The 23,775-nt window shown below is 71.6% G+C and carries 25 protein-coding genes and 1 tRNA gene; 11 read left to right on the top strand and 15 right to left on the bottom strand.

Features of this window, described 5'->3' with window-relative positions:
* Positions 1-126 precede the first annotated feature (126 nt).
* Both ACFQ80_RS16515 and ACFQ80_RS16510 read left to right on the top strand, forming a co-directional pair.
* Positions 127-681, top strand: a complete 555-nt coding sequence (locus ACFQ80_RS16515; protein WP_430564390.1) for a GNAT family N-acetyltransferase — start codon at positions 127-129, stop codon at positions 679-681.
* Positions 682-718: 37 nt separating this feature from the next.
* A complete protein-coding gene (locus ACFQ80_RS16510; RefSeq protein WP_430564389.1) occupies positions 719-1,156 on the top strand; it encodes a hypothetical protein in 438 nt (145 codons plus the stop codon).
* Between the two features lie 99 nt (positions 1,157-1,255).
* Here the strand turns inward: ACFQ80_RS16510 and ACFQ80_RS16505 are convergent, their stop codons facing one another.
* Complete coding sequence (locus ACFQ80_RS16505; protein WP_430564388.1) at positions 1,256-1,699, bottom strand: DUF4304 domain-containing protein; 444 nt, start codon at positions 1,697-1,699, stop codon at positions 1,256-1,258.
* Between the two features lie 393 nt (positions 1,700-2,092).
* Here ACFQ80_RS16505 and ACFQ80_RS16500 point away from each other — a divergent pair, with 393 nt between their 5' ends.
* The 4 genes from ACFQ80_RS16500 to ACFQ80_RS16485 all read left to right on the top strand — a co-directional run bounded on the left by ACFQ80_RS16500 (position 2,093) and on the right by ACFQ80_RS16485 (position 7,138).
* Entirely contained in the window at positions 2,093-2,251 is a 159-nt protein-coding gene (locus ACFQ80_RS16500) for a hypothetical protein (RefSeq protein ID WP_430564387.1), read from the top strand.
* A 315-nt stretch (positions 2,252-2,566) separates the two neighbouring features.
* Positions 2,567-3,889, top strand: a complete 1,323-nt coding sequence (locus ACFQ80_RS16495) for an alpha/beta hydrolase (protein ID WP_430564386.1) — start codon at positions 2,567-2,569, stop codon at positions 3,887-3,889.
* A gap of 1,281 nt (positions 3,890-5,170) precedes the next feature.
* Positions 5,171-6,253 carry a hypothetical protein gene (locus ACFQ80_RS16490; RefSeq protein ID WP_430564385.1) on the top strand — a complete coding sequence of 361 codons (1,083 nt, stop codon included), beginning with the start codon at positions 5,171-5,173 and terminating at the stop codon, positions 6,251-6,253.
* Between the two features lie 105 nt (positions 6,254-6,358).
* Positions 6,359-7,138 (top strand): tyrosine-type recombinase/integrase, encoded by a 780-nt coding sequence (locus tag ACFQ80_RS16485; RefSeq protein WP_430564384.1) that lies wholly within the window; start codon positions 6,359-6,361, stop codon positions 7,136-7,138.
* A gap of 35 nt (positions 7,139-7,173) precedes the next feature.
* Here ACFQ80_RS16485 and ACFQ80_RS16480 read toward each other — a convergent pair whose 3' ends face one another.
* The 7 genes from ACFQ80_RS16480 to ACFQ80_RS16450 all read right to left on the bottom strand — a co-directional run bounded on the left by ACFQ80_RS16480 (position 7,174) and on the right by ACFQ80_RS16450 (position 12,071).
* Positions 7,174-7,347 (bottom strand): hypothetical protein, encoded by a 174-nt coding sequence (locus tag ACFQ80_RS16480; RefSeq protein ID WP_430564383.1) that lies wholly within the window; start codon positions 7,345-7,347, stop codon positions 7,174-7,176.
* 177 nt (positions 7,348-7,524) lie between these two features.
* Positions 7,525-7,614: transfer RNA gene (locus tag ACFQ80_RS16475), tRNA-Ser, on the bottom strand.
* 149 nt (positions 7,615-7,763) lie between these two features.
* On the bottom strand, positions 7,764-9,572 hold the full coding sequence (locus ACFQ80_RS16470) for a glycosyl hydrolase family 18 protein (protein ID WP_430564382.1): 1,809 nt from the start codon (positions 9,570-9,572) through the stop codon (positions 7,764-7,766).
* A gap of 131 nt (positions 9,573-9,703) precedes the next feature.
* On the bottom strand, positions 9,704-10,150 hold the full coding sequence (locus tag ACFQ80_RS16465) for a DUF6098 family protein (RefSeq protein ID WP_430564381.1): 447 nt from the start codon (positions 10,148-10,150) through the stop codon (positions 9,704-9,706).
* Positions 10,151-10,177: 27 nt separating this feature from the next.
* Positions 10,178-11,041: an SDR family oxidoreductase gene (locus ACFQ80_RS16460; RefSeq protein ID WP_430564380.1), complete on the bottom strand. Its 864-nt coding sequence runs from the start codon at positions 11,039-11,041 to the stop codon at positions 10,178-10,180.
* A 48-nt stretch (positions 11,042-11,089) separates the two neighbouring features.
* Positions 11,090-11,800 (bottom strand): PAS and ANTAR domain-containing protein, encoded by a 711-nt coding sequence (locus tag ACFQ80_RS16455; RefSeq protein ID WP_430551388.1) that lies wholly within the window; start codon positions 11,798-11,800, stop codon positions 11,090-11,092.
* A 91-nt stretch (positions 11,801-11,891) separates the two neighbouring features.
* Positions 11,892-12,071 carry a hypothetical protein gene (locus ACFQ80_RS16450; RefSeq protein WP_430564379.1) on the bottom strand — a complete coding sequence of 60 codons (180 nt, stop codon included), beginning with the start codon at positions 12,069-12,071 and terminating at the stop codon, positions 11,892-11,894.
* 148 nt (positions 12,072-12,219) lie between these two features.
* Between ACFQ80_RS16450 and ACFQ80_RS16445 the strand changes: the two genes are divergently transcribed.
* The gene (locus tag ACFQ80_RS16445; RefSeq protein ID WP_430564378.1) at positions 12,220-12,789 is read left to right on the top strand and encodes a DUF2231 domain-containing protein; all 570 of its coding nucleotides are present in this window, start codon (positions 12,220-12,222) and stop codon (positions 12,787-12,789) included.
* A gap of 6 nt (positions 12,790-12,795) precedes the next feature.
* Here the strand turns inward: ACFQ80_RS16445 and ACFQ80_RS16440 are convergent, their stop codons facing one another.
* Positions 12,796-13,458 (bottom strand): PAS and ANTAR domain-containing protein, encoded by a 663-nt coding sequence (locus ACFQ80_RS16440; protein WP_430564377.1) that lies wholly within the window; start codon positions 13,456-13,458, stop codon positions 12,796-12,798.
* A 242-nt stretch (positions 13,459-13,700) separates the two neighbouring features.
* Here ACFQ80_RS16440 and ACFQ80_RS16435 point away from each other — a divergent pair, with 242 nt between their 5' ends.
* Positions 13,701-14,903 (top strand): alcohol dehydrogenase catalytic domain-containing protein, encoded by a 1,203-nt coding sequence (locus ACFQ80_RS16435; protein ID WP_430564376.1) that lies wholly within the window; start codon positions 13,701-13,703, stop codon positions 14,901-14,903.
* 3 nt (positions 14,904-14,906) lie between these two features.
* Here the strand turns inward: ACFQ80_RS16435 and ACFQ80_RS16430 are convergent, their stop codons facing one another.
* The 6 genes from ACFQ80_RS16430 to ACFQ80_RS16405 form a co-directional block, all read right to left on the bottom strand.
* Positions 14,907-16,493 (bottom strand): NAD-dependent epimerase/dehydratase family protein, encoded by a 1,587-nt coding sequence (locus tag ACFQ80_RS16430; RefSeq protein WP_430564375.1) that lies wholly within the window; start codon positions 16,491-16,493, stop codon positions 14,907-14,909.
* 63 nt (positions 16,494-16,556) lie between these two features.
* Positions 16,557-17,660 carry a hypothetical protein gene (locus ACFQ80_RS16425; protein WP_430564374.1) on the bottom strand — a complete coding sequence of 368 codons (1,104 nt, stop codon included), beginning with the start codon at positions 17,658-17,660 and terminating at the stop codon, positions 16,557-16,559.
* On the bottom strand, positions 17,657-18,091 hold the full coding sequence (locus ACFQ80_RS16420) for a hypothetical protein (protein WP_430551395.1): 435 nt from the start codon (positions 18,089-18,091) through the stop codon (positions 17,657-17,659). Before ACFQ80_RS16420 ends, ACFQ80_RS16425 begins: the two co-directional genes overlap by 4 nt.
* Complete coding sequence (locus ACFQ80_RS16415) at positions 18,088-18,477, bottom strand: hypothetical protein (protein ID WP_430564373.1); 390 nt, start codon at positions 18,475-18,477, stop codon at positions 18,088-18,090. Before ACFQ80_RS16415 ends, ACFQ80_RS16420 begins: the two co-directional genes overlap by 4 nt.
* Complete coding sequence (locus ACFQ80_RS16410) at positions 18,474-19,703, bottom strand: NRAMP family divalent metal transporter (protein WP_430564372.1); 1,230 nt, start codon at positions 19,701-19,703, stop codon at positions 18,474-18,476. The genes ACFQ80_RS16415 and ACFQ80_RS16410 overlap by 4 nt, the downstream gene beginning before the upstream one ends.
* Entirely contained in the window at positions 19,700-20,212 is a 513-nt protein-coding gene (locus ACFQ80_RS16405) for a hypothetical protein (RefSeq protein WP_430564371.1), read from the bottom strand. Before ACFQ80_RS16405 ends, ACFQ80_RS16410 begins: the two co-directional genes overlap by 4 nt.
* A gap of 186 nt (positions 20,213-20,398) precedes the next feature.
* On the opposite strand from ACFQ80_RS16405, the gene ACFQ80_RS16400 reads away from it, so the two are divergent.
* The 3 genes from ACFQ80_RS16400 to ACFQ80_RS16390 are packed head-to-tail and all read left to right on the top strand — an operon-like array spanning position 20,399 to position 23,665.
* On the top strand, positions 20,399-21,013 hold the full coding sequence (locus ACFQ80_RS16400; protein ID WP_430564370.1) for a DUF4956 domain-containing protein: 615 nt from the start codon (positions 20,399-20,401) through the stop codon (positions 21,011-21,013).
* Positions 21,010-21,795: a polyphosphate polymerase domain-containing protein gene (locus tag ACFQ80_RS16395; protein WP_430564369.1), complete on the top strand. Its 786-nt coding sequence runs from the start codon at positions 21,010-21,012 to the stop codon at positions 21,793-21,795. Before ACFQ80_RS16400 ends, ACFQ80_RS16395 begins: the two co-directional genes overlap by 4 nt.
* Before the next feature lie 37 nt (positions 21,796-21,832).
* A complete protein-coding gene (locus ACFQ80_RS16390) occupies positions 21,833-23,665 on the top strand; it encodes a carbohydrate-binding domain-containing protein (RefSeq protein ID WP_430564368.1) in 1,833 nt (610 codons plus the stop codon).
* The last annotated feature ends 110 nt before the right edge of the window (positions 23,666-23,775 follow it).

Below are 23,775 nucleotides of genomic sequence, written 5' to 3'. Positions count from 1 at the left end.
GTGCGCCTCTCGGTCGACGGACACCCTGCAGACGGTGCGACGACGGCGGAATCATCGGCGCGACGTCGTGCGGTCGGACGGGGAATTCGCCGTGACGGCCGCACCGCCTTCGCTCACGATGGGCGCATGCCGCTGCCCACCCCCACGCTGACCACCGACCGTCTGCGGCTGCGGCCGGTCGCCGACGACGACGCCGACGCCCTGTACGCGATGCACAGCAGCGCCCACGTGCTGCGCTACTGGGACTCCCCGCCGTGGACCGACCGGGCCCGCGCCGACCGCTTCGTCGCCATGTCCCGGACGATCGAGGAGGAGGGCACCGGCGCCCGGGTCGCCATCGACCGCACGTCCGACGGCGCCTTCGTCGGCTGGTGCGGCCTGTTCGAGTGGAACCCCGACTTCCGCAGCGCGTCGATGGGCTACTGCCTCGGCGAGCAGATGTGGGGCCACGGCTACGCGACCGAGGCAGCGCGAGCCCTGCTGGGGTGGGCCTTCGACACGCTGCCCCTCAACCGCGTCCAGTCCGAGACCGACACCCGCAACGCTGCGTCCGCCCGCGTCCTGGAGAAGCTGGGGTTCGTGCACGAAGGCACCCTCCGCGAGGACTGCGTCGTCAACGGCGACGTCTCCGACTCGTGGGTGTTCGGTCTGCTCCGGCGAGACTGGGAGGGTCGTCGCTAGCCGCAGGCCCAGGGGCAACCTGGCTACGGTGTTCCTCGTGACAGAATCCAGCCGTGGTCCTCGGTGGTTGCGGACGCGCATTGGCCTTGCGCTCGTTGTCGCCCTGTTCACGGGCTTGTTCGCGTACGTGTTCGCGTACGTGTGGACGGACGAGCTGGTCGACGGCAGCCCTTACGCCATCGCGGACCCCGTGGGCACCGGGGTCGAGGGCGCCTTGGCGGGTCTGCTCCCCATGGTGATCGGCCTGGGGCTCTGCGTGCCCATCCTCTGGAACACCGGAGTGGCGTGGTGGTGGCCGGCACTTCTCGTCGTCGCAGGCGGCGGAGTCGGTGCCGTCGCTGGCGTGTCCACCCGCTTCACTGAAGGCATGCCGGCGTGGGCACCAGCGATCCTCGCGGCCGTCGCGCTCGCGGGAGCAGTCGGCCTGGTAGCCGATGCCCGGTTGCGTCTCCGCGTGACGAGTACCCACGCGTAGCGCTCGTGGCCTAGCCAGGAAAGGCGGCTCTAGACAGCCCCGGACCGCCTGAGCGATGCCGAGAGACTGAACCGGTCGGGTCGCGGAGCGAGCTGGCATTCAGGTCCTCGCGGCGACCTCACGCTCCAGGAACGGCAGCCCGTGTTCGCCCACCATCGTCAGGAAGTCACGACAGGTCGCATCGTCGTCCCTGCCATCCGCGGAGAGTGGCCACCAGCAGTCACCGACGCCGGCAACAAGTCCGATCCGCTCGTTGCAGACATCCGCGACCGGGGTAAAGATGTTGGGGGTCGGTTTGGCTCCGATATCCGGCCACAACGCCAGCGCTTGCTCCCAAGCGCTCCGACTCACGACGTTCAGATTCGCAGTGAATTGCACAGCTGTGCGGTCGCTCCACTTGTGGCGCTGCAACCCGAGCTGCGCCCAACAGGACTCACTCGGAAGCGTGTAGATCTGACCCGATCCACGCAGCCCCATCGACCGCAGGGCAGGGGCAAGACGTTCCCGAACGACGGCTCGAAAGTGCTCCTGCGCGGTGATCACGCGGGGACCCTACAACGTGCACGATCGGGTGCGCAGGACGGCTGAAGTGCCACCCGCGCCGCCAAGTTCAGCCGTTGTCGACGGTTGATGCGCAAGCATCAAGCCAGCCTGTGTGTCCGTCGCCGACATGCGTCCTCTCGCCGGCGGGACCGGCTGGGACACTCGGAGGCACCGTACCGATAGCGGAGCACAGAGGTCGGCGGAGGTCCGGGTCAGCGGTGGCCATAGGCCTTCGCGCAGCGACGCCGCAGGCGCCCTTGACGCGGGCTGGAGTCGGCCGGATGCTCGGCTGTCGGTGCGGGGCCGGGCACTGAGGTGGTGCTGCAACCTGACCCGGATAGACGAGGAGGCCATGCACGGGCGTCCCCTCTATCCCGACACTAGTCTCGCGCCATGACGAACAATGAGTGGACGACAACGGAAGACTGCCCGAGTTGCGGAGCCAAGGTCGATGTCTACTGGACGCGGGTGGTCCAGAAGAACGCGGCAGGACAGACCGTGGTCGACATGGCAAGTGGCCGCGACGAGGCAGGCCACGAGTTCGCTCCGTAGCAGGCACACAGTCAGGACTCAGGGCGGTTCCGAGACGATCCGGGGTCGCCCGCCGGCGTGTCAGGGGAGAGCCGGACCGGGTGGGGTGCGCGCAGCGAGCTTGCGAGCGGAGCGCGGGGCCCCGCCCGGACGGCCGACCGCGCGGCGGAGCCGCGCCTTGAGTCAGCACGGTAACCCCTCACGCGCCCACCTCGGAAGGTTCACGGCGAACCGCGATGCGGCCCCGCGCACGGCCAAGGACTCGACCCGCTACGATGCGCAGAGGAACTAGGAGGCGCCTTGGTCAAGCCGATGTGGCAAGCGACATTCGAACAAATGCCCATCGAAGAAGGCGCCGTCAATCTCCACGCACACGCCGGTATGGAAGCAAAGACCCTGATCATCCTGCTTCACGGTCTGGGCGGACACGCATATAGGACGTGGGGAAACCTCCCCGGCTACCTATTTGATCGCATGGATCCGGTGACCGATATCGCCGTATACGATTATCGGAGTGGATTGCGACTCCTCTGGGGCTCCCGCGGCAACTACGACCATTGGGTTCCGCAATTTGTCGAGCATTTTCGCGAGCTTGCAAAGAGCTATGAGGCCATATTTCTTGTGGGCCATAGTCAAGGTGGCAAGATCGCCGAAGATGCCGCCCGCATACTCCTGCAATCGATAAATCTGTCCGGGCCGAACCAACCCGCCACAGCAAATCGAGAAAATCAATCTCTCGCGGCGCTCATCTTCCTGGCATCTCCCCGGGCCGGCGCGACTCTTGTGTCCGGACTCACAGCACACCTACTTCCAACCCTAGAGCCCCTTAGGCTCTTCGGGCCCCGAAGCGTCGAGACAGAAGAGTTCTACAGCTCCCACGTCGAGCGCCAAAACACCGCTCATTCTCACCGCACGCACATACTCCCGGCATACGCGGCCATAGCAGGTGGCGACCAGTTTGTGTCAACATTCTCGGCGGCACATGGAATACCCAGTTCACAGCGAAAACATCTGAGCACCACTCACACGAAGATCGCCAAACCATCGCACTCGCAATCTGAACTAGTTCAGTGGATATGCCAGATTGTGAGCGACGTCGTCAGCGTCCGAGCCCAAAGGACGCGCGACATCCAGCACACCGCGCCAGTGGCTCCACTCAATAATCGGACTCCCGAGGGTATCGTTATCGCCGAACTCCAAAGCGACCCTTCGGGCTCCGACTACGGAACCATCTTTCTTGAAGAGTGCGCCGCTGCATCAAATGATGATATCGAAATTGTTAACGGTGATGAACTGGACTCAGATAGAATCGACGTTCTTCTTGCGGCGCACGACGCTGAGCGGTTCCTAAGCAGGCATCACGCTGCGAAACAAAGCGTGGACAACGCTCATGCAAAGCGGCTTAGCGGTGCGGCGAATTGGGCAGCCATATACCCTGTCGGCCCCCGGAGCAACGAAGCCGGCGCCATCATCGAAGACTGGCTGGCGAGTAAAGAACACGCGCCGATGCTCTTCGTAAAAGCAGTAGCATCGGTAGACGAGTTCCGCGAAGACTTGGCTCGCGCTCTAGCCGTCGCCGTCACCCGTAAGAGCGCTGCACGGCGGAACCGAGTTGTGAACATGGACCAGATGTCCTACCTCCCGCTTGGAGGGGAATAGACGATGAACCTGGCTTGGCTAGCCGCAGTACTGCAACCGCGCGACGTTGCGCGACACCCAAATTTCAGGAGCGACGATAACGACAACTCGGGTGTGTCACACCTCGCTGGGCTCGTCCTAGGAGGCGACTGGTGGCGTACTGCCAATCGCGAACCAATCAACAGCGAGGTCGCCGATGACATCCAGCTCCTTCGCAACTGCATTGAGCCTGACAAGATTGGTGCTGCGGTACCCGAATTGTCAAACCGGCTTCGCGAAGCGCCACCCAAGGACCTTGCCAAAGCTGCCGCCTTTACGATCTTCTTGAGTACCGCGGCCGCAGAACTTGACGACTTTAACACGGCAACAAAGACAGTCACGGATCAGATCGGACGGACCAATCGTACAAGGGGTCCCAACGCGGCAATTGTCCGGGCGGCGCTCCTCCAGCAGCGGGCCCTTCGCTCACGAGACGCAGGACTGTCATTCGAGGGCGACCTCATTGAGGTCGGCCGAATTCTCTCAGAATTGAAGCCAGAGGATTGCACTCAATTCGACACAAGTGCGGGCGTGTCTTGGACGTCAACTCGCACCATATCGGAGATAAAGGAAACACTACTCCGAGCCGCCTCTGGACTCCAGCCCAGCGACAACTCGACCACCTCCAAACACCTATACTCGCGATTTGACCTCGTCCGGCGTCCTGCATCGTCGGCCGAAGTTCGCGCGCGTGCCGAGCAGGTGCATGCCTATTCCGACTTTGTCGAAAAGTCGTATGCTCGAAAGAGCGACAGCGTCCGATATATCCTAGGACCTGCGCCTCGGCCCGACACATTCAACGCCTTGCTCGGACTTGAACTTGTCGGATCGCCCATGGTCTATCCCGCGCGGCGAGACTTGGCCCACTTGCGCCTGCTTCAAGGTGGGGGCGATGTCGGACAACAAGCGGACGCTCTTCGCCTACTTCGGCATTCCGGCGAGGCAAAGGCAGTATCGCGTGCCGCTGAGCGCCTGCGAGCGGCCGGCCCGCTCACTGCGCTAGCGATTGACGCGCGTCAAATTCTCACCAGGCGGACCGCTCCGCGGCTACTTAGGACCGTCGAGATCGAGGTCCTTCTGGCCGCCAGTGATGTTCTCTCGGCACCAGAGGCGCGAAGAGCCCTGGAGGCAATCGGCGACGCACTGGACCAGAACGAGGGGCCTGCGGAGGTCGTTGGTTACTGGCAGCTCCCAGTGTTGAGACGTGAGGTGGCATGGAAGGCGCTCGCGAGTCTCGCGGGGCCTGCCGAGAGAGAATCGGCAGTGGCACGGCGGCTGCTCAAAGATTTCATGAGCCTCGATCGTGATCCTGAACTTGCAGACAGGGCGCTCCGCCAATCGTTGAGTCGAATTGACTGGGATCGCGTCGATGGCACGCTGAAGACCGAGTGGATAGATGCGGCAAGCGCCCGGGAGAGTGATTTTCCTCTTACCGCGGAAGCTCTTGCGTCATTCTCTGAATCATCGACGACACGCCCCGCCGGTGAGAATAGTTTGGAACTTCTCACCTCGTGGGTCAATGCGAGGTTGCGCGGCCAGGTCGTGGACCCTGAACTTCCTGTCAGCACCAAAGAGATTCAGGGCCTCCTTCAGAGGATCCGAGACGATGCGGCAAATGGCCGTTTCAGCGTCGGTGGGCCGGAAATTGCAGAAGTTCTTGCGGCAATACTCTCGCTCGGTCAGGCGGAGTCGCTTTGGCCTGAGCTCGTAGGGTTCCTGACTGATTCGAGAGTCTCGCGGGACGACCGAACCAGGGCGTTTGATCGGTTGGCGCGCGACGCAACTCCGGTGCCCACTGAGCATGCGGGAGCGTTCCGCGATTCGGCAGCCGACATCCTCGAGTCATCGAGTTCCAGGCTTGAGTTTCACGGCGACGTCGTGCCTTACCCGGCAGCGCTTCGCTTTTTGAGTGTGAACGGTTTCATCGATCGATCGGTCACTTATGGACACATTGCACGCCTGTTCGGGCAGGAGGACCTCCAAGGGAGGCGCGAAGCCGCATGGACGGCCGCGACATTGAGTGCGCGAGGCCCGAGCGCCGAACTGTTGGCGCTTGCGCTTCCTATGAGTCACGATTCAGATGTAGTTGTTCGCGCGCGCGCGTCAGTTGTTCTCGCGCAACTCTCGTCGGTTGAGAGTCCTCTCGCACCCCTTGCGGGCGAGCGCATTGGTGAACTTCTTGCCGAAGATGGCATTGAAGTCCCACTTTCGGTTGTCCGCGCACTCAGCGATGCTTCAGTGGACCTCGGAGAGGCGATCACGGCGAAGTTGTCCGAACTCAGCAATGTCCATCCCGCTCGTTCAGTTCGGCTGGCCGCGCAGAAGGCGCTGGTGCGCGAAGTGTGAATACCGCCGTCTAGCGGATCGAGGGTTTCCGACTCGGGCAGCTTGGACACGACTGCCCGCGGCGCGTTCGAATCCCACGTGTTCGGCGTGACTTTGGTTCCGGATGTGTCGCAGGTCATGATGATGTGCGTCCGGCACAGGGCAGCGCCGTTCAACCCGGCGCGCGACGCCGTGACGGTGCGCAAACCGCGACGCGACGAGGTCCGTGCCCTTGGGCTGGAGGACATCGCCCTGCTGCGCAAGGCCGTGCGGGAGTGGGAGAACCGCCCCGCGCTCCCTCGCGGTCGACGGAACATCACGCTGCTGCCGCAGATCGTCGACACGATGCTCGGCACCGGCCTGCGCATCGGTGAGTGCCTGGCACTAAGGGAGGCGGACCTCGACCTCGAGGCTCTGATCCCGACCCTCACGGTGACGGGCACCATCGTCCGCGTTGAGGGACGGCTGCTGCGGCAGTCCAAGCCCAAGTCCGACACGTCGCGCCGCACGATCACGCTGCCGGCGTTCGTCGTCGCGGCCATCACCGAGGCGCTGGACCTCGGGCTCGACGGCGGACCCGACGACCTCGTGTTCCCGTCAACGAACGCCACGCCTCGGTCGCCGAGCCGGATCCGCGACCGGCTCCGCGACGCCCAGGCCGCCATCGGCACGAAGGTCACGCCGCACGACTTCCGCCGCACCGTCGCCACGCAGGTCGCCAACTCGACCACCATCGCCAACGCGACCGCGCTGCTCGGCCACGCCGACGAGGGCACCACCGTGCGGCACTACGTGAAGCGCACCCACGTCGCACCGGACCTGCGCGTCGTCATCGATGAACTGATCACGCGGGCTACTCCTGAGACCCGACCCCCGAACGGGAGTGATCCATGTTTCGGGGTTTAGCGGCCTTCAGGTGGTGCCTTCACGGACCTCGGCCGTCATTCTCGGCGAGCAACGACGGCAAGGGCCAAACCGGCCACGGCCATCAATCCACCGACGACGGTGAAGGGCATCGGGTCCAGGGAAGCGAAGACGTAGATGAGGAACAGACCCGAAAGCACGAGCACGCATCCGCACGCGAACCGCAATCGCTTGACCTGCTCCGGGTCCATCGGCTCAGCGTAGGCACCCACTGTCGGGCTTGCTGGGCAAATCTCCCGACGCTCGCTACCGGCCGATCGCAGATCCACGCTTGCGTGTACGCGGCGAGCAATCCGGTGAGTTTCCGGTGACCTGGGAACGACGAAGGACCCCACAGCCGCAGAATCTCGCGGGTGGGGCCCTTCGGGTGGCGGTAGCGGTGGGATTTGAACCCACGGTGGACTTTCACCCACACACGCTTTCGAGGCGTGCTCCTTAGGCCGCTCGGACACGCTACCTCGCCGGACGAACCGGCCCACCGAGGATACCCAACGAACCGGCAGACCCGAAATCCGCCGTCCGAGGCCGGCCGGTAGTGCCTCCCGTCCCCCGGTCGTACGCGGCGCGCACTACCTGGCGACGGGAGGCACTACCCCGCGCGGAGGCGTCAGACGCAGGGCGCTCCGGCGTCCCACGCGCCCTTGACGTCGCTGCCGGGCAGCTCGCCGCGGGTCCACCACTGGGCGGTGTGGTTCACGCCGGCCCGGGAGACGACGTCACCGGTGGAGTACGTCGTGCCCGCGTCGAACGCCGGCCCGCAGCCCTCGGCTGCGACGGGGTGGTCGCCGTGCTCGCCGACGACCTTCCACGGGTCCTTCTTGGCCGCCACGGACGCGGGGGCGACGCCGCGCGTCCACCACTTCGCGGCGTACTCGACGCCGTCGTGCGAGACGACGTCGCCGGTCGTGTAGACGCCGGTCGGGTACCAGGGGGCGGCGCCGTCGCCCCCGACGAGGGGCCCGGGCGTCGCGGCCTGGAAGGTGCGGACCAGCGCGGAGCTGAGGTCGCGGTCGGCGTCGCCGGCGATGTCCCACAGGTAGGCGCCGCCGAAGCCGTTCTCGGCGAGCCACTCGGCCTTGGCCGTCACGGAGCGCGGGGTGTCGAGCGTCCACCACTCGTCGCCGTTGAAGTAGTAGCTCTGCCCGGCCCGCTCGTCGTAGTGCTCGGTGAAGCCGCCCTCGGCGAACCGGTCCTGGAGCTGCGCGTAGTACGTGAACGGCAGCGATCCGCCGCTGGCGGGCGCGCCGGGCGTCGGGTCGTCGACGCCCTTCCACCCGTACCCGTACGCGGCCAGGCCGAGCACGAGCTGGTCGCCGCGGTACCCGGCGTTCTTGTACGCGTTCATGAGGCCGTCGGCGGCGAGGCCCCAGTTGGCCGACTGGCTCGGGTCGTCGTACGAGGGGTACTCGTGCAGGTTGCCCTGGTGGCCGGTGCTGCCCGCCTGCCACGGCCCCACGTAGTCGTAACCCTGGATGTTGAGGAAGTCGACGACGGCGGCGAGCCGCGGGTCGACCCACCCACCCTCGGTGCGGCCCGCCCACGACGCGGGCGCGAAGCCGGTGATGAGGTAGTCCTCGCCGGTGGTGGCGGCGCGCGCGTCGAGCTCGGCACGGAGCAGCTCCGCGAAGGACAGGAAGTTCTCCTTGTCCTCCTCCGGGTGGTCGCTCGGGTGCTCCCCGCCCACGACGGGCCACTCCCAGTCGATATCGAACCCGTCGAAGATGCCGGCCGCGACGCCGTCGCCGCCCTTGACGCCGTGCTCCGGGTCGTCGACGACGGGCAGGTTCCCGTCGAGGTACAGGTCGATGCACGAGTCGACGAGCCGCTGCCGGCTCTCCGGGCTGCTGACCGCCTCGGAGAAGTTGTCCGACCAGGTCCAGCCGCCCAGGGAGATCAGCACCTTGAGCCCGGGGTTCGCCGCCTTGAGCTTCTTGAGCTGGTTGAAGTTGCCCGCCAGCGCCTGGCCCGCGCCGTCGGCGACGCCGTCCACGGCCTGGCCGGCGCCCTTGAGCTGCACGTAGTCGTTGAGCGGGTCGCCCTCCATGTGCCCCTCGGGCAGTCCGGTCTCCGGGTCGACGGCGCCCTCGTCGGGGTCGACGCGGTCGGTGATGTCGCAGACCAGGTCGGTCGTGACGTTGCCGAAGGCGTAGTTGAGGTGGGTGAGGTCCTCGACCGCCCCGGAGCGCTGGAGGTCGGCGACCTCGAACCCGACGTCCTGCGGGCCCCAGCCTGGGAAGTAGGCGGGCGTCTTGAAGCCGTTGACGCCGTCGGCGTCGTGCACGGAGGCCGCGCCGGGCAAGGGCGGGGTCGACGGCGCGGGTGCGGCGGAGGCGCCTCCGGCGGTCAGCCCGACGACGGCGGCGGCCGCGGCGAGGGTGAGGGCGCCGTGGCGGCGCGGGGACGGTCGGTGTCTCATCGGGAGCCTCGTTGCTTCCTCCGGGCGCACCCGGATCAGGATTTGTTCGGGCTCCTGCACAATAGCGTGGACAGCACGGTGTGGCCAGGCCCTGCACGGTTCGGGCGCAGGTCAGACGGGGTCCGGCCGGTTCAGGTGCCGTCGTTGCCGGGGTCGAAGACGCGAGCGTAGAGCGCGGCCGCCTCGTCCACGACGGCGCGGTCGATCGACGCGACCGGGACCGCGGCGACCAGCAAGGGCTCGCAGTCCGGCCCTCGCCCGGCGAGCTCGCCGGTGAGCGCCCAGGGGAACCGCTGCGGCGTCATGAGGTGCGCGTACTGGCACAGCTGCCGCGCCACCCAGTGCTCCACGGGGCGGTCCCACCACGGCTCCGGGTCCAGCGGGTTCACGCTGAGGCCCGGAAGGAGGCACCCGCTCTCGTGGTCACGGCTCTCGGCGGCGGCGTCGGCCACCGGGCCGGCGCTGAACCGCACGTACAGCGGGGTCGCGACGGGCAGCAGCTCGACGACGTCCCCCAGCGACCGCAGCCGGGGGACGTCGTCGAGCGTGACCGGGCCGTCCGGCACGTGCAGCGCCACGCCGTCACCTCACCGTCGGAGCTCCGGTCAGAACACCGGCTTGCCGCCCGTGACGCCGACGACGGTCGCCGAGACGTAGCTCGCGTCGCGCGGGGAGGCGAGGAACACGAACGCCGGCGCGACCTCCGCCGGCTGCCCGGCGCGACCGAGCGGCGTGTCCTGGCCGAACTTCTGCAGCTTCTCCTCCGGCTGCGTGGCCGGCTGCAGCGGCGTCCAGATCGGGCCGGGGGCGACGGCGTTCACCCGGATGCCGCGCGACCCGAGCTCGCTCGCCAGGTTCACCGTGATGTTGTTGATGGCCGCCTTGGTCGACGCGTAGTCGAGCAGCGACGACGACGGCTCGTACGCCTGGATGGACGAGTTGTTGATGATGCTCGACCCCTCGCCCAGGTGCTTCAGCGCCGACTGCGTGACCCACAGCAGCGCGTACAGGTTGGTCTTCAGCACCCGGTCGATCTCGTCGGTGGTGATGTCCTCCACGGAGTCGCGCCGCGCCATCTGGAACCCGGCGTTGTTCACGAGGACGTCGAGGCCGCCGAGCTCCGCCGCCGCCCGGTCGGGCAGGCCGCGCGCCGTCGGCTCGTCGGTGAGGTCACCGGGCAGCAGCGCGACCTTCCGGCCCGCCTCGCGCACCCAGCGCGCCGTCTCCTGGGCGTCCTCCTCTTCCTCCGGCAGGTACCCGATCGCGACGTCGGCGCCCTCGCGCGCGAACGCGATCGCCACGGCCCGGCCGATGCCGGAGTCGCCGCCGGTCACGAGGGCGCGCAGCCCGTCGAGCCGGCCGGAGCCTCGATAGCTCTGCTCCCCGTGGTCCGGGGTCGGGGTCATCGCGCCGGTGAGCCCCGGCGGTTCCTGCTGCTGGGCGGGGAACGACTGCTGGTCGTCGGCCATGCTGTCCTCCTCGGGTCGTGGGTCGTGGGTCGTGCGTGCGGTCCGGCGTCACGCGGCCCGGCGGCGCGCGAGCTGCGCCTCGTGCACGTGCGGCCGTTTGGCGGGCCGCACGGCCTCGAGGGCCTCCCGGACGGCCTGCTTCGCACCGCGGCCGAAGCCTTCGCCGGCGGCCAGGTGCGCCATCAGCTGCGTGGCGGCCTCGCGCAGCGTGGCGCCGGTGGCGCCCGCCGCCTCGGTGAGCAGGTTCTCCGCCGTGTCCTCGTCCACGCCGTGCACGGCCATCAGCACGCCCTTGGCGCGCTCGATGGCGGCGGCGGAGACGAAGGCGCTGTCGAGGGCGCGGCGCACGTCGCGCTGCACCGCCTCGCGCTGCACCGGCGTGACGTCGACGACGTAGCCCGCGACCTCGGGCGGCCCGTCGCCGCGGACGCGCCGGGCCTGCGCCGTGACCAGCAGGGTCCGCGTGCGGCCGTGGGCGTCGACGACGCGTCGGGCCGTCACGACCGGCCCGCCGGAGCCGAGCGCGCGGGCGGCGTCGTGCACCACGCGGTCGCGATCGTCCGGGTGCAGCTTGGCCTCGAGGGTCTCCGGACCGGGCTCGAGCGCTCCGGGCTGGTGGCCGAGCATCGCGTCGACCTCGTCGGACCACCACCAGCGTCCCGTCCCTGCCTCGGCCCGGTAGGAGCCCGTGAGCAGGTGGGTGCCGACCGCGAGCGCCGAGACGAGGTGGTCGGTGCCGGCGGGAGTTGTCGTCGTCATCGTGACCTCCGAAGTGGGAGGGTCGGTGCCGCTTCCTGACGCCGGACCTTCACGCTAACGCCGGCGTCCGAGGACGTCCACCGGGCCCGCCTCATCCGGCGTCGAAACGGTCCTCACCCTCCTCGTCGGGGTCGTCCTTGGGCTTCTCGCCGGGCACCGCCCCGACGTCGGCGGCCTTGCCGTCGCCGTCGTGCGCCGCCCGCTCGCGCTCGGCCTGGCGGCTCGGGTCGTCCTCGTCCGCGCGGTTCCGCTCGGTGGGGTGCTCGCTCATGCGTGTCCTCCTCGGTCTCGGCACGTCGTCCCAGCCTGGGGTGGGTCCGGTCTCCCCGCACCCGGGCGCTCGACGGCGAGCACCGGGCACCCGTCCTACGGTCGAGGGGTGGCGTCGAGGAGTGGCGTCGACTCCAGGAGGAGGCACGATGCCCGACCACCAGCCCGCACCCCCGCCCACCGACCGGACGTTGCCGCGCCTCGCCGCCGAGCTCGAGCGCGCGGAGCGCCTCGACCCGTTGGCGGGCCTGTACGACCGGATCTCCCGCGCGGTCGTGCCCTCGCCCGGCCGCGTGCGCGACGAGCTGCGCGGCCGTTCCGTCGGCCACCCCGTGCACAGCGTGCTCACCGACCTGCCGATCGGGCTGTGGACGAGCGCGGTCGCGCTCGACCTCACCCGCCCTCAGGGGCACGCCGACGCCGCCCGTCGCCTGGTCGGCCTGGGGCTGCTCGCGGCCCCGCCGACGGCCCTGACCGGCCTCGCCGACTACCGCGCGCTGAGCGTGCCCGCCCGCCGGGTGGCCGTCGTGCACGCCACCTGCAACGGGGTCGGCACGCTGCTGGCGCTCGCCTCGTGGCGCGCCCGGCGTGCCGGCAAGACCGGGCTGGGCACGCTGCTCAGCCTCGCCGGCATGGGCGCCATCGGCGCGGGCGGGTACCTCGGGGGCCACGTCGCGCAGGCGATGCGGGAGCCCCGGCACGTCCCCGGGGCCCGGTGAGCGCGGCTACCGCGTGCGGCGCTCGGAACGGTTCGTCAGCAGGTCGGCCATCGCCTCCGCGACCTGGCGCATGTCCCCGTTGCCGTCGGCGGCGAGCCCCACGATCTGCGCCGCGATGTCGCGCAGCGGCAGGTTGGAGTGGTTCGAGGCCTCCCGGAGCCACTCGAAGGCGCCCTCGAGGTCGGTGCGGAGCGCGCACATGACGACGCCCTTGGCCTGCTCGATCGTCGCCCGGTGCGCGGCGGACGCGCGGATGCTCGCCGTCGCCCGGACGTCGGCGATGCGCGCGACCGCGGGCGTGACGTCGGTGAAGTAGCCGACCAGCTCGCAGACGGCGCCCGTGAGGTCGGTGCGCCCCTCGCCGACGACCGCCAGGGTCCGCTCGTCGCCGTGCGCGTCCATGATGCGGTGCACGCTGCTGAACGGCTCGCCGGTGGTGCAGGCATGACGGAGCACCTGGCTGACGCGGTCCCGGTCGTCGGGGTGCTTGTGCGCCAGGATCAGCTCGGTGGTGGGGACCACCTCACCCGGCTCGAAACCGTGGATGCGGTAGGTCTCGTCGGACCACCACCACAGGCCGGTGGACAGGTCGTGCCGGTACCGACCCACCGGATGGCTGGTGCCGAGGGCAAGCGTGCCCTCGATGTCCCATGACGTGGTGTCGGTCATGTGGATCCTCCCGTCGTGGCTCGCGCCGCTAGAGATGAGCCGCCTCATGACTCCCCTCGACCGTAGCCCGCTTCGGCACGAGACGACAGCGGCGGGTGCCGGGGACGGGGTGCGCCCCGGTGGCGACCATGTCCGATGGACTCCACGATCGACGGTGCGGCGACCCACCGCGGCTGCCGCGGGCCGGGTGTCCAGCAGCGCGGCATCCGGTTCCTCGCCGTCGAGGGTGGAAGGGGCGAACGGTGCGCGCACTGACCTGGCAGGGCAAGGAGCACGTGAGGGTGGAGGACGTCCCGGATCCTCGGATCCAGGAACCGACCGACGCGGTGGTCCGCGTGACGTCCACCGCGATCTGCGGGTCCGACCTGCACCTGTACGGCGTGCTCGGGATGTTCCTCGACGCCGGCGACGTGCTGGGCCACGAGGCGATGGGCGTCGTCGAGGAGGTCGGGAGCGACGTCGGGCACCTCGCCGTCGGCGACCGCGTGGTGGTGCCGTTCGGCATCGCCTGCGGGCGCTGCTGGATGTGCGAGCGCGGCCTGCAGAGCCAGTGCGAGACGACGCAGGTGCGCGACCAGGGCAAGGGCGCCGCCCTCTTCGGGTACACGCGGCTGTACGGCCAGGTGCCGGGCGGGCAGGCCCAGTACCTGCGGGTGCCTCAGGCGCAGTACGGCCCGGTCGTCGTGCCCGACGACGGCACGCCCGACGAGCGCTGGCTCTACCTCTCGGACGTCCTGCCCACCGCGTGGCAGGCGGTGGAGTACGCGCACGTGCCCGACGGCGGCAGCGTCGTCGTCCTGGGGCTGGGGCCCGTCGGCCAGATGGCCGCCCGCGTCGCCCTGCACCGCGGGGCGAGCACCGTGGTCGGCGTGGACCCGGTACCCGCGCGGCGCCTCATGGCGCAGCGGCACGGCGTCATCACGTTCGACCCGGGAGAGCGCGGGGTCCGCACGGCGGTGGGCGACCTCACCGACGGCCGCGGGCCGGACTCCGTGATCGACGCCGTCGGGATGGAGGCGCACGGCTCGCCCCTGGCGGAGACGACGCAGAAGCTCGTGGGTCTGCTGCCCGACGTGCTCGCCGCGCCGCTGACGGAGAAGGGCGGCGCCGACCGGCTCGCGGCGCTCCTCGCCGCCGTCGCGCTCGTACGGCGTGGCGGCACGGTGTCGCTCTCGGGCGTCTACGGCGGCGCGAAGGACCCGCTGCCCCTGATGCAGATCTTCGACAAGCAGCTCACGATCCGCACGGGCCAGGCGAACGTGCGGCGGTGGACCGACGACCTGCTCCCCCTCGCCGCCGACCTGGCCGACCCGCTCGGGGTGCTCGACCTGCGCACGCACCGCCTCCCGCTGGAGGACGCGCCCGAGGCGTACCGCGCCTTCCAGCGCAAGGAGGACGGCTGCATCAAGGTCGTGCTGGACCCCTGGGCCGACGCCGCGTCGTAGGGATCAGCCCGTCGGCGCGTCGTCGGCGCGGAACGCCCGCCGACGCGCGTACTCGTGCAGGCGGTCGAGGGTGGCGAGCTGGCGCTGCGCGCGCTCGGCGAGGCCGCGGAACTGGGCGGGGTCGAGGCCGAGCTCGGCGGCGTGCTCCTCGAGGGTCTGCCAGCCGCCCAGCTTGCCCACGACGGCCGACCGCATGAGCTCGGCCTCCAGCACCACCGACATCGGCGACCGCTCCACCACCCGGCCGTTGAGCTTGAGCCGCCCGACGCGCTCGGCCACGCCCGCCAGCAGCTGGCGGTGACGCCGACGCGGCAGGCCGAGCTCCTGCAGGAGCCGCACGTACAGCTCGCGCTCGCCGCGGATCTGCTCGGCCACCTCCACCAGCTCCGCGTGCAGGGGCAGGTCGGCGTAGTCGCCCACCATCCGCTCGATCCGCCCGAGGCCCGCCGTGGCGCCGGTGAGGTGGTCGGACAGGTACAGGCCGAGCAGCTCCCGGTCCACCTGCGGGGGCACCGCCGGGTGCGCTCCGCGCAGGGGCAGCGTGGTCGCGCCGGCGGGCCGGGTGGCCGCCGGCCGCAGCGGTGCGGAGCCCAGCCCCCGCCCCTCGGCCATGCCCGCCACGACCTCCCGGAGCGCGTCGGCCGCCGACGTCCGCGACCGCCAGCCGAGCTCCGTGACCGCCCGCGTCGTGTCCATCACGGGGGCGCCCATGGCCATGTCCACCCAGCCCGGGTCGGCGGCGACGACGCGCGCCGCGTGGCCGAGCGACACCGCCGCGCGCACCACCGGGGGCGGCACCTGCACCAGGCGGCCGTGGTCCACCAGCCGGGCGAGGTCGTCGCCGCGCAGCACGTCGTCGGCGGCCACGTTGAACGCGCCGCCCGCACGGCGCAGCAGCACGCGCCGGTACGCGTCCGCGGCGTCGTCGGCGTGGACGGCCTGGAGCCGCAGCCCGGCGGGCAACGGAAGCAGCGGCGGGCGACCGAGCCGCAGCAGCCCGACGGGCAGCAGCCGGCCCACGAACAGCCGCGTCACCTCGGCGCCCGCGTCGCCCTGGAACACGAGCGCGGTACGCAGCCGCGCGACGGTGACCTCCGGGTGCGCGCGCTCCAGGTCGTCCAGCACGTCCTCCTGGGCGGCCTTGTCGACGCTGTAGTGGGAGGTCGCGATGCCGTCGGCGGGCCAGTCCTCGGTGCGCGGCACGTCGTCGTCGACCGGCGCGTACGCGCCGACGGAGGACGCCGAGACGAGGTGCCGCACCCCGGCCGCGACCACGGCACGCGCCACCCGCCGCGTCCCCTCGACGTTGACGGTGCGCAGCAGGCCGCGGTCCCGGTTCGGCTGGATCAGCCACGCGAGGTGCACCACGGCGTCGGCGCCGCGGAACAGGCCCGTGAGCCGCTCGACGACGCCCTCCTCGCTGCCCGCCAGGTCCACGGCCGCCCACTCCGCGCGCCGGTACGGCTCGGCCGTCCGGTCCGGCAGCCGCCGCGCCACGCCCAGCAGCGACGTCACCTCCGGCTCGTCCGCCAGCGCGCGCAGCACCGCCGTCCCGACGTTCCCCGTCTGCCCCACCACGACGACCCGCATGACCCACACCGTGACACCGGCGGCCCCTGCCCGCAGTCGCGTGGCGTCGTGGCAGGTGAGCGCTCAGGCGGTGAGCACGTCGGCGGCGCGGCGCAGCACGACGACGAGCGCACCGGCCACGAGATGGTCGCCGCCGGAGCGCTCGCGGGCGTCGCGCACGACGTCGCGGAGACGGTCGAGCGACCGGGCGAACGCCGCACCAGGATCGTCGGCAGAGGTGACCGGAGGTGCGTCCACGGCGTCGTCGGGGCCGCCGTCGTCCTCCGGTTCGCGCAGGGCGTCGGCGAACGAGCGCAGCGCCGACGCGAGCTCCGGGCGCAGCCGCGGGCCCAGCGCGACCTCGTCGCGCCCGGTGCGCTCCCAGTCGACCAGGAGCCGCACGACCTCGTCGACCACCTCGGCCGCCGTCCCGAGCACCTCCGCCTGCCGGGCCTGCGACCGGGCGCGCTCGCCGTGCCGCCGGGCGCGAGGGTTGCCACGGGACGCCTCCCCCGACCGGGCGACCGCCGCCCGCGCGCCCTCGATCGTCGGGAACAGGGCACGACGCCGTCGTTCCCACTCGTCCGGGTCGAGCGTCCCCTCGTCGTCCAGCCGGGCTGCCAGGTCGTCCAGCTGCTCCACGAGGGCGTCGCGCAGCGCCCCCAGCGCGATGGCCGACGGCGCGAGCAGCAGCGGCGGCAGCAGGAGGTTGACCCCGGTCCCGATCGCCGCCCCTACCACCACCAGGCCGGCGAACGCACCGACGTACTCCGCGCTCTCCCCCTGGCCGAGGACGAGGACGAAGATCGCCGAGTTCGCGACCCACGTCCCCTGCGCGCCGAGCACCCGCCAGCCCGCGCAGAGCAGCGCCAGGCCCACCACCAGCGCCACCGACAGCACGCCGGGCACGAGCACGCTGTCGACGGCGAGCGCGATGGCGGCGCCGAGCAGCAGGGCCCCCACGGTCTGCACCGACTCGCGCACCGACCGGGCGAGGGTGCTCGTCGTGGCGATCACGGCGCCCAGCGGGGCGTAGTACGGGTAGTCGGAGAACGGCGCCGGCGCGACCACCCCGACCAGCCAGGCGAGCGCCGCGGCCACCGCGCCCCGGAACGCGAGCGACCAGCGAGGATGCCGCACCCAGACCTGGTGCAGGCCCGCGGCTCCGCGGCCCCACCATCGGGTCATCCCAGCCCCGCCGGCAGCTCGGCGTAGCCCGGCGCGAGGCGCAGGCGCGGGGTCGCGTCGTCGGCCACCGGGTCGGCCTCGACGGCCGCCACGTCCTCCCACCGCACGAGGAAGGTGCCGCGGTGGCGGCGGCGCACGAGCTGCGGGATCGGCCACGGCGAACGGACGTCGGTGCGCTCGTACCCGTGGAACGACCCGGCGCCTCGCGGCCCGACCAGCAGCCCGACCAGGCGCGCGCCGCCGACGGCGTCGCGACGCGCCTGCGCGCTCAGCGGGGCGTCGTGCCCCGCCTCCTCACGGTCCTCCCCCGCGCCCGGTCCGTCCTCGGGCTCGTCCACGACCTCGAGCGCCAGGCGGACGTCGACGACGACGCCGACGGGCGCGCCGTCGGGCCCCAGCACGCGCGCGTCGAGGAGGTCGCCGACGTTCATGCCCCGGCCTCCGGGTCGTGCCGGCCGCCGGGGATGCGCCCGATCAGGCGGTCGCGCACCCAGCGCTCCACCCACACGGCGTCGAGCCGGTCCGACGGCACGGTGAGCTCGATCGCCGTCCCGACGTGCCCGACGTCGTCCCAGGCGATGCGAGGCAGCCGGCTGTCGGGCACGCGGCCGCCGAAGAGCCGCGTCGCCAGCACGGGGCCGATGAGGATCGCGTCGACGTGCACCTCGCGGCCCGCCTCGACATCGCCCCCGCCGGGGCCCGCGAGGGCCAGGTCGTCGACCACGCCGACGGGCTCGCCGTCCGAGTCGAGCACCTGCCGGCTCAGCAGGTGCAGGCGGGCGTCGACGAGGCGCACCTCTCCCCTCGGCTCGGTCATGACCCCGCTCCCGTCGCGATCATCAGGGGGATCGCCGCGACGGCGGCGACCACCACGACCACCAGGTACACCGTGCCCAGGGCGTTGACCACCCGCCCGTTGACGTGCTCCCCCATGTACTCCGGGTCGTTCGCGACCACCAGGATCGGCACGTACGTCAGCGGCAGCGCGACGGCGGAGAACACCACCGACATCTCCGTCACCGCCACCGGGTCGACGCTGGTCATGAGGATCCCGACGGCGAGCAGCAGCGCCACGATCATCGTGAGGTGGAAGCGCGCCGCCCGCGCCGGCCGGCGGAACTTCCCCCACGACCAGCCGAGGTACTGCGCGAGCGTGTAGCCGCTGGACAGGGCCGTCTCCAGGGCGGCGCCGAACGTCGCGGCGACGATCCCCAGGATGACGACCGCGAGCAGCAGCACGCCGCCCGCCTGCGCGACCGGCAGCACGATCTGCGACAGCGACGACACCTCGATGCCCGCCGGCAGCAGCACGACGGCGGCGCACGCGGCGATGGAGAGCGACAGCAGGCCGCCCAGGGGGAAGCCGAGCAGCACGTTGACCCGGTTGGTGCCGAGGTCCTTGGCGGTCCACCGCTCCTCGACGGCGCCGGAGGAGAAGAAGAACACCTCGTACGGCGTCATCGCCGCGCCGAACAGCGCGACCGCGTAGTACCAGTACGACGCGGGGTGCTCGGTGCCCGGCGGCGACGGCGGCACGGCCTGGCGCAGCAGCTCGCCCCAGTCCGGGCCGAGCTGGAACAGCGCGACGGCGAACCCCACGAGCAGCAGCCCCATGAGGCCTGCGACGTTCTCCATGATCTGGAACTTCACGCGCCACAGCACGAGCCACACCGCGAGCGCCGCGACCGGGATCCACAGGCGCTGCTCCACGCTGCTCGCCAGGTGCAGCGCGAGCGCGATGCCCCCGACCTCCGCGGTGAGGGTGAGGAGGTTGATCGCGAACGACGCGAGCAGGTTCGCCCCCGCGGCGCGCGGGCCGAGCCGTTCGCGGACGATCTCGAACGTCGCGCGGCCGCTCACCGCTGCGACCCGCCCGGCCATGCTCGCGAACAGGACGATGCCGACCACGCCGAGCACCACGACCCACGCGAGCGACATGCCGAACCGGGAGCCGACGACGGCGTTGGTCACCAGGTCCCCGATGTCGACGAACCCGCCGATGGCGGTGAGGATGCCGAGCGCGGCGGCGAGCAGCTTCTTCACGGCCCGCCCGCCTCGGCCAGGGCGGCGTCGGTGGCGTCGAGGGCGGTCGCGAGCCCGGACAGCAGGTCGTCGGCCGACGCCGGCACGCCCTCGTCGGCGGCGAGGTCGCCCCCGGAGCGCGCCGCCACCCAGCTGCGCGCCGCCACGACGGCGTCCGTGACGTCGCCGACGGCGTCCAGCCCGGTCGTGCGCCGCGCGGACGACGCCGCGTCGGGCGGCACGAGGGTCGTCAGCGCCGACTCCGCGTCGTCGAGCACCCGCAGCTGGTCGAGCAGCACCGTGTCGGCGACGGGCCCGGTGACCCGGCCCTCGTCGAGCAGGCCGACGGCGATCCGCGCCGTCTCGCCCGCGGACCCGGCCTCCGCGAGCGCGTCCGCCACGGCCGCCGTCGCCTGGCCGGGCTCCTGCCGGCCGGCGACGCACCCCGTCGTGCCCAGCACGATCGTGAGCACCACGACGACCGCCGGTCCGGCGGCCGCGGGCCGCCGTCGTCCTGTCTGCCGCGTCACGTCCGATCATCCGCACGGCGCGCGTCTGCACGCATGTCCAGGGCTGCTCGGCGGTGCTCCCAGCGACCGCCCACCGCTCGCAGCCGATTCCCAGGACGCCCTCAGCGCCCACCTGAACGGGGGGTGTCGACTGGGTGTCCTTCCCACCCACGGACCACGACCGGTCCCCGTCCCCCCGGAGCCCGCATGCCTCCCGCAGCCCTGTACGCCGTCGACCTCGTCGCCGTGTCGATCCTGACGTTCGCGCTCTACTTCCCCCGGCACCGCCGCCGCGACCTCGTGGTCGCGTACCTCGGCGTCAACGTCGGCGTGCTGGCGGTGTCGGCCGTGCTGGCGTCGGCCTCGGTCGCCGCCGGCCTCGGCCTCGGGCTGTTCGGCGTGCTGTCGATCATCCGGCTGCGGTCCGACGAGCTCTCCCAGCGCGAGGTGGCGTACTACTTCGCCGCCCTCGCGCTGGGGCTCCTGGGCGGGCTGGGCACGTCGGCCGGCTGGCTCGGCGTCGCCGGCTCGGCGCTGATCCTCGTCGTCATGGCCGTCGCGGACCACCCGCGCCTCCTGGCACGGCACGGCTCGCAGACGATCGTGCTCGACCGCGCCGTCGTCGACCGCGCCGAGCTCACCGCCCACCTCGAGGCGCTGCTCGGCGCCCGCGTGCGGTCCGTCTCCGTGCAGGAGCTCGACCTCGCGGACGACACGACGCGCGTCGAGGTCCGGTACGACCTGCCGCGCGACGGCGACCGGCCCGCCCGCCCGGCCGTCGCGCCCGTCGCCGCCCCCGACACGCTGGCGGTGACCCGGTGAGCGCCGCGGCCGTCGTCGCCCGGGGCCTGGAGGGCGCCGCGCCCGTCTCCCTCGCGGAGCTCGACGCCACCGCCGCCCTCCAGACCCGCGTCGACCGCAAGTACGTGCTCACCCCCGCCGAGGTCGCGGCCCTGCTCGCCACGTTCGCCGCGCACGGCCCGCGCGTGCTGGAGATCGCCGGCGACCGGTCGTTCACGTACGCGTCGACCTACTACGACACGGCCGACCTGCTGACGTTCCGGCTGGCCGCGCGCCGTCGTCGCCGGCGGTTCAAGGTCCGCACCCGCACCTACGTCGACACGGGGAACGCCACGTTCCTCGAGGTGAAGACGCGCGCCGCCCGCGGCGTCACGGTGAAGGAGCGGCGGCCGTGGGAGCTCGCGACGCCGCTGGCCGGCGAGGGCCTCGACTTCGTCGACGACCGGCTCGCCGCCGCCCACCTCGACGCGCCCCCGTCGGCGCACCTCGCCCCCGTGCTGCGCTCCGCGTACCGGCGCACCACCGTGCTGCTGCCCGACGCCCGCGTGACCCTCGACACCGGCCTGCGGTGGCGGCTCGCGGGCCCGGAGGCCACCGACCGCAGCACCGCCGACGTCGGCGACCTCGTCGTCGTCGAGACCAAGGCCGGCACCGCGCCGTCGTCCGCCGACCGCGCCCTGTGGCGCGCCGGCCACCGCCCCGACCGCATCTCCAAGTACGCGACCGGGCTCGCCACCCTGCGACCCGACCTGCCCGACCACCCCTGGCGCCGCCTGCGGCGCGAGCGGCTCGGCACCGCCTGACCTCACCACCGATCCCCACCAGAGAAGAGCCCGAACCATGCGCATCCCCCGCCCGAGGAAGACCCTCTGGACCCGCACCGTCTCGACCCGAGCCGTGGCGCTCGCCGCCGCCGGGACCCTGACCGTCGGCGCGCTGGCCGCGTGCAGCGCCGGCTCCACCACGTCCGCGGCGTCGGACGGCTCCGGCACCACCACCGCCCAGGTCGCCGCGACGGACAACTCCGGCCGGTCCGCGCAGGAGGTCCTCGACGAGAACCTGTCGTCCGCGGAGACCGCGGCCCTCGCCGACCAGACCTGGGACACGGCCGACGAGGTCGCCGTCACCCTCGACGGCGACTCGGCGTCCGCCTCCGGCGACGGCGTCACCGTCGACGGTTCCATCGTGACGATCACGCAGCCCGGCACGTACCGGCTCTCCGGCACGCTCGCCGACGGCCAGGTCGTGGTCGACTCGTCGGCCGACGGCGTCGTGCGCCTCGTGCTCGACGGCGCGGACGTCACCAGCTCGACCGGCGCCGCGATCGACGTCCAGGACGCCGACCAGGTGTCCGTCGTCCTCGCCGACGGCTCCACCAACCGGCTCGAGGACGCCGAGGAGTACGCCGACACGACATCCGACAACGCCGCCAACGCCGCGCTGTACTCGACGGCGGATCTGGCGATCTCCGGCGGCGGCGCGCTCGACGTGGTCGGCAACGCGAACGACGGCATCACCGGCAAGGACGGGCTCGTCATCGCGAGCGGGACCGTCTCCGTCGACGCCGTGGACGACGCGATCCGCGGCAAGGACTACCTCGTCGTCAGCGGGGGCACGATCGACGTCACGTCCGGCGGCGACGGGCTGAAGTCCGACGCCGACGACGACGCCACGGCCGGCTACATCGCCCTGACCGGCGGCGACGTGACCGTCGCAGCCGGCGACGACGGCGCGCAGGCGTTCACCGACATCGCGATCACGGACGGCACCCTGACCATCGAGGAGTCCGTCGAGGGCCTGGAGGCCGCGACCATCGCGATCTCCGGCGGCGACGTGGACATCACGTCGTCCGACGACGGGCTGAACGCCACGGTGAAGGAGGCGGAGGACGACACCGCCACCGAGGACTCGACCGCCGACGACACGGCCGCCGACGACACGGCCGCCGACGACTCCGCGACGGGCACGGACGACCAGGCCGCCCAGGACCAGGCCGCTCAGGACCAGGCCGCTCAGGACCAGGGCACCGCGCCGGAGCCGCCGACCGACGGCGAGATGCCGACGGGAGAGCCGCCCACGGACGGCCAGATGCCCCAGGGCGGCGGGGGCGGCGGCATGGACGCCGTCCAGGAGGGTGCGTCGCTCACGATCACGGGCGGCACGCTGCACGTGGACGCCGAGGGCGACGGCCTGGACTCCAACGGCGTCACGGTGATCAGCGGCGGCGACGTCGTCGTCGAGGGCCCGACGAACGGCGGCAACGGTGCGCTCGACTCCGCGGGCGGCAGCACGGTCTCCGGCGGCACCGTCCTGGCGGTCGGGTCGGCGGGCATGGCCGAGGCGTTCGACGAGGACTCGACGCAGGGCTGGGTGGCGCTGACCGCCGACGCCACGCTCGAGGCCGGCACGGACGTGGCGGTCGTCGACGCCGACGGGACCGAGGTCGCGACGATCACGCTGTCGAAGACGGCCCAGTCGGTCGTGTACTCCGGCCCGGAGATCACCGACGGCGGCACGTACACGCTCACCGCAGACGGCGAGGAGGTCGGCACGGCCACCGCGGGCGAGGCCCCCGCGGGCGGCATGGGCGGCGGACCCGGCGGAGCCGCTCCCGGCGGCTCGACCGACCAGGGCGGCCAGGCCGACCAGTCGTCGTCGACCACCACCAGCTGACCGCGAGGTAGTCCGGATCCCGCCGAGGTAGTCCAGACCCCGCCGAGGGAGCCCCGAGCGCGCGTCAGAACAACCGCGGCGGGGTGTGGACAAACTAGCGGGACCTCGTG

This window comes from Isoptericola sp. NPDC056578 (genome assembly GCF_042793275.1).
GTDB lineage: Bacteria > Actinomycetota > Actinomycetes > Actinomycetales > Cellulomonadaceae > Isoptericola.
This window is presented reverse-complemented; position numbering and strand designations above follow the sequence as displayed.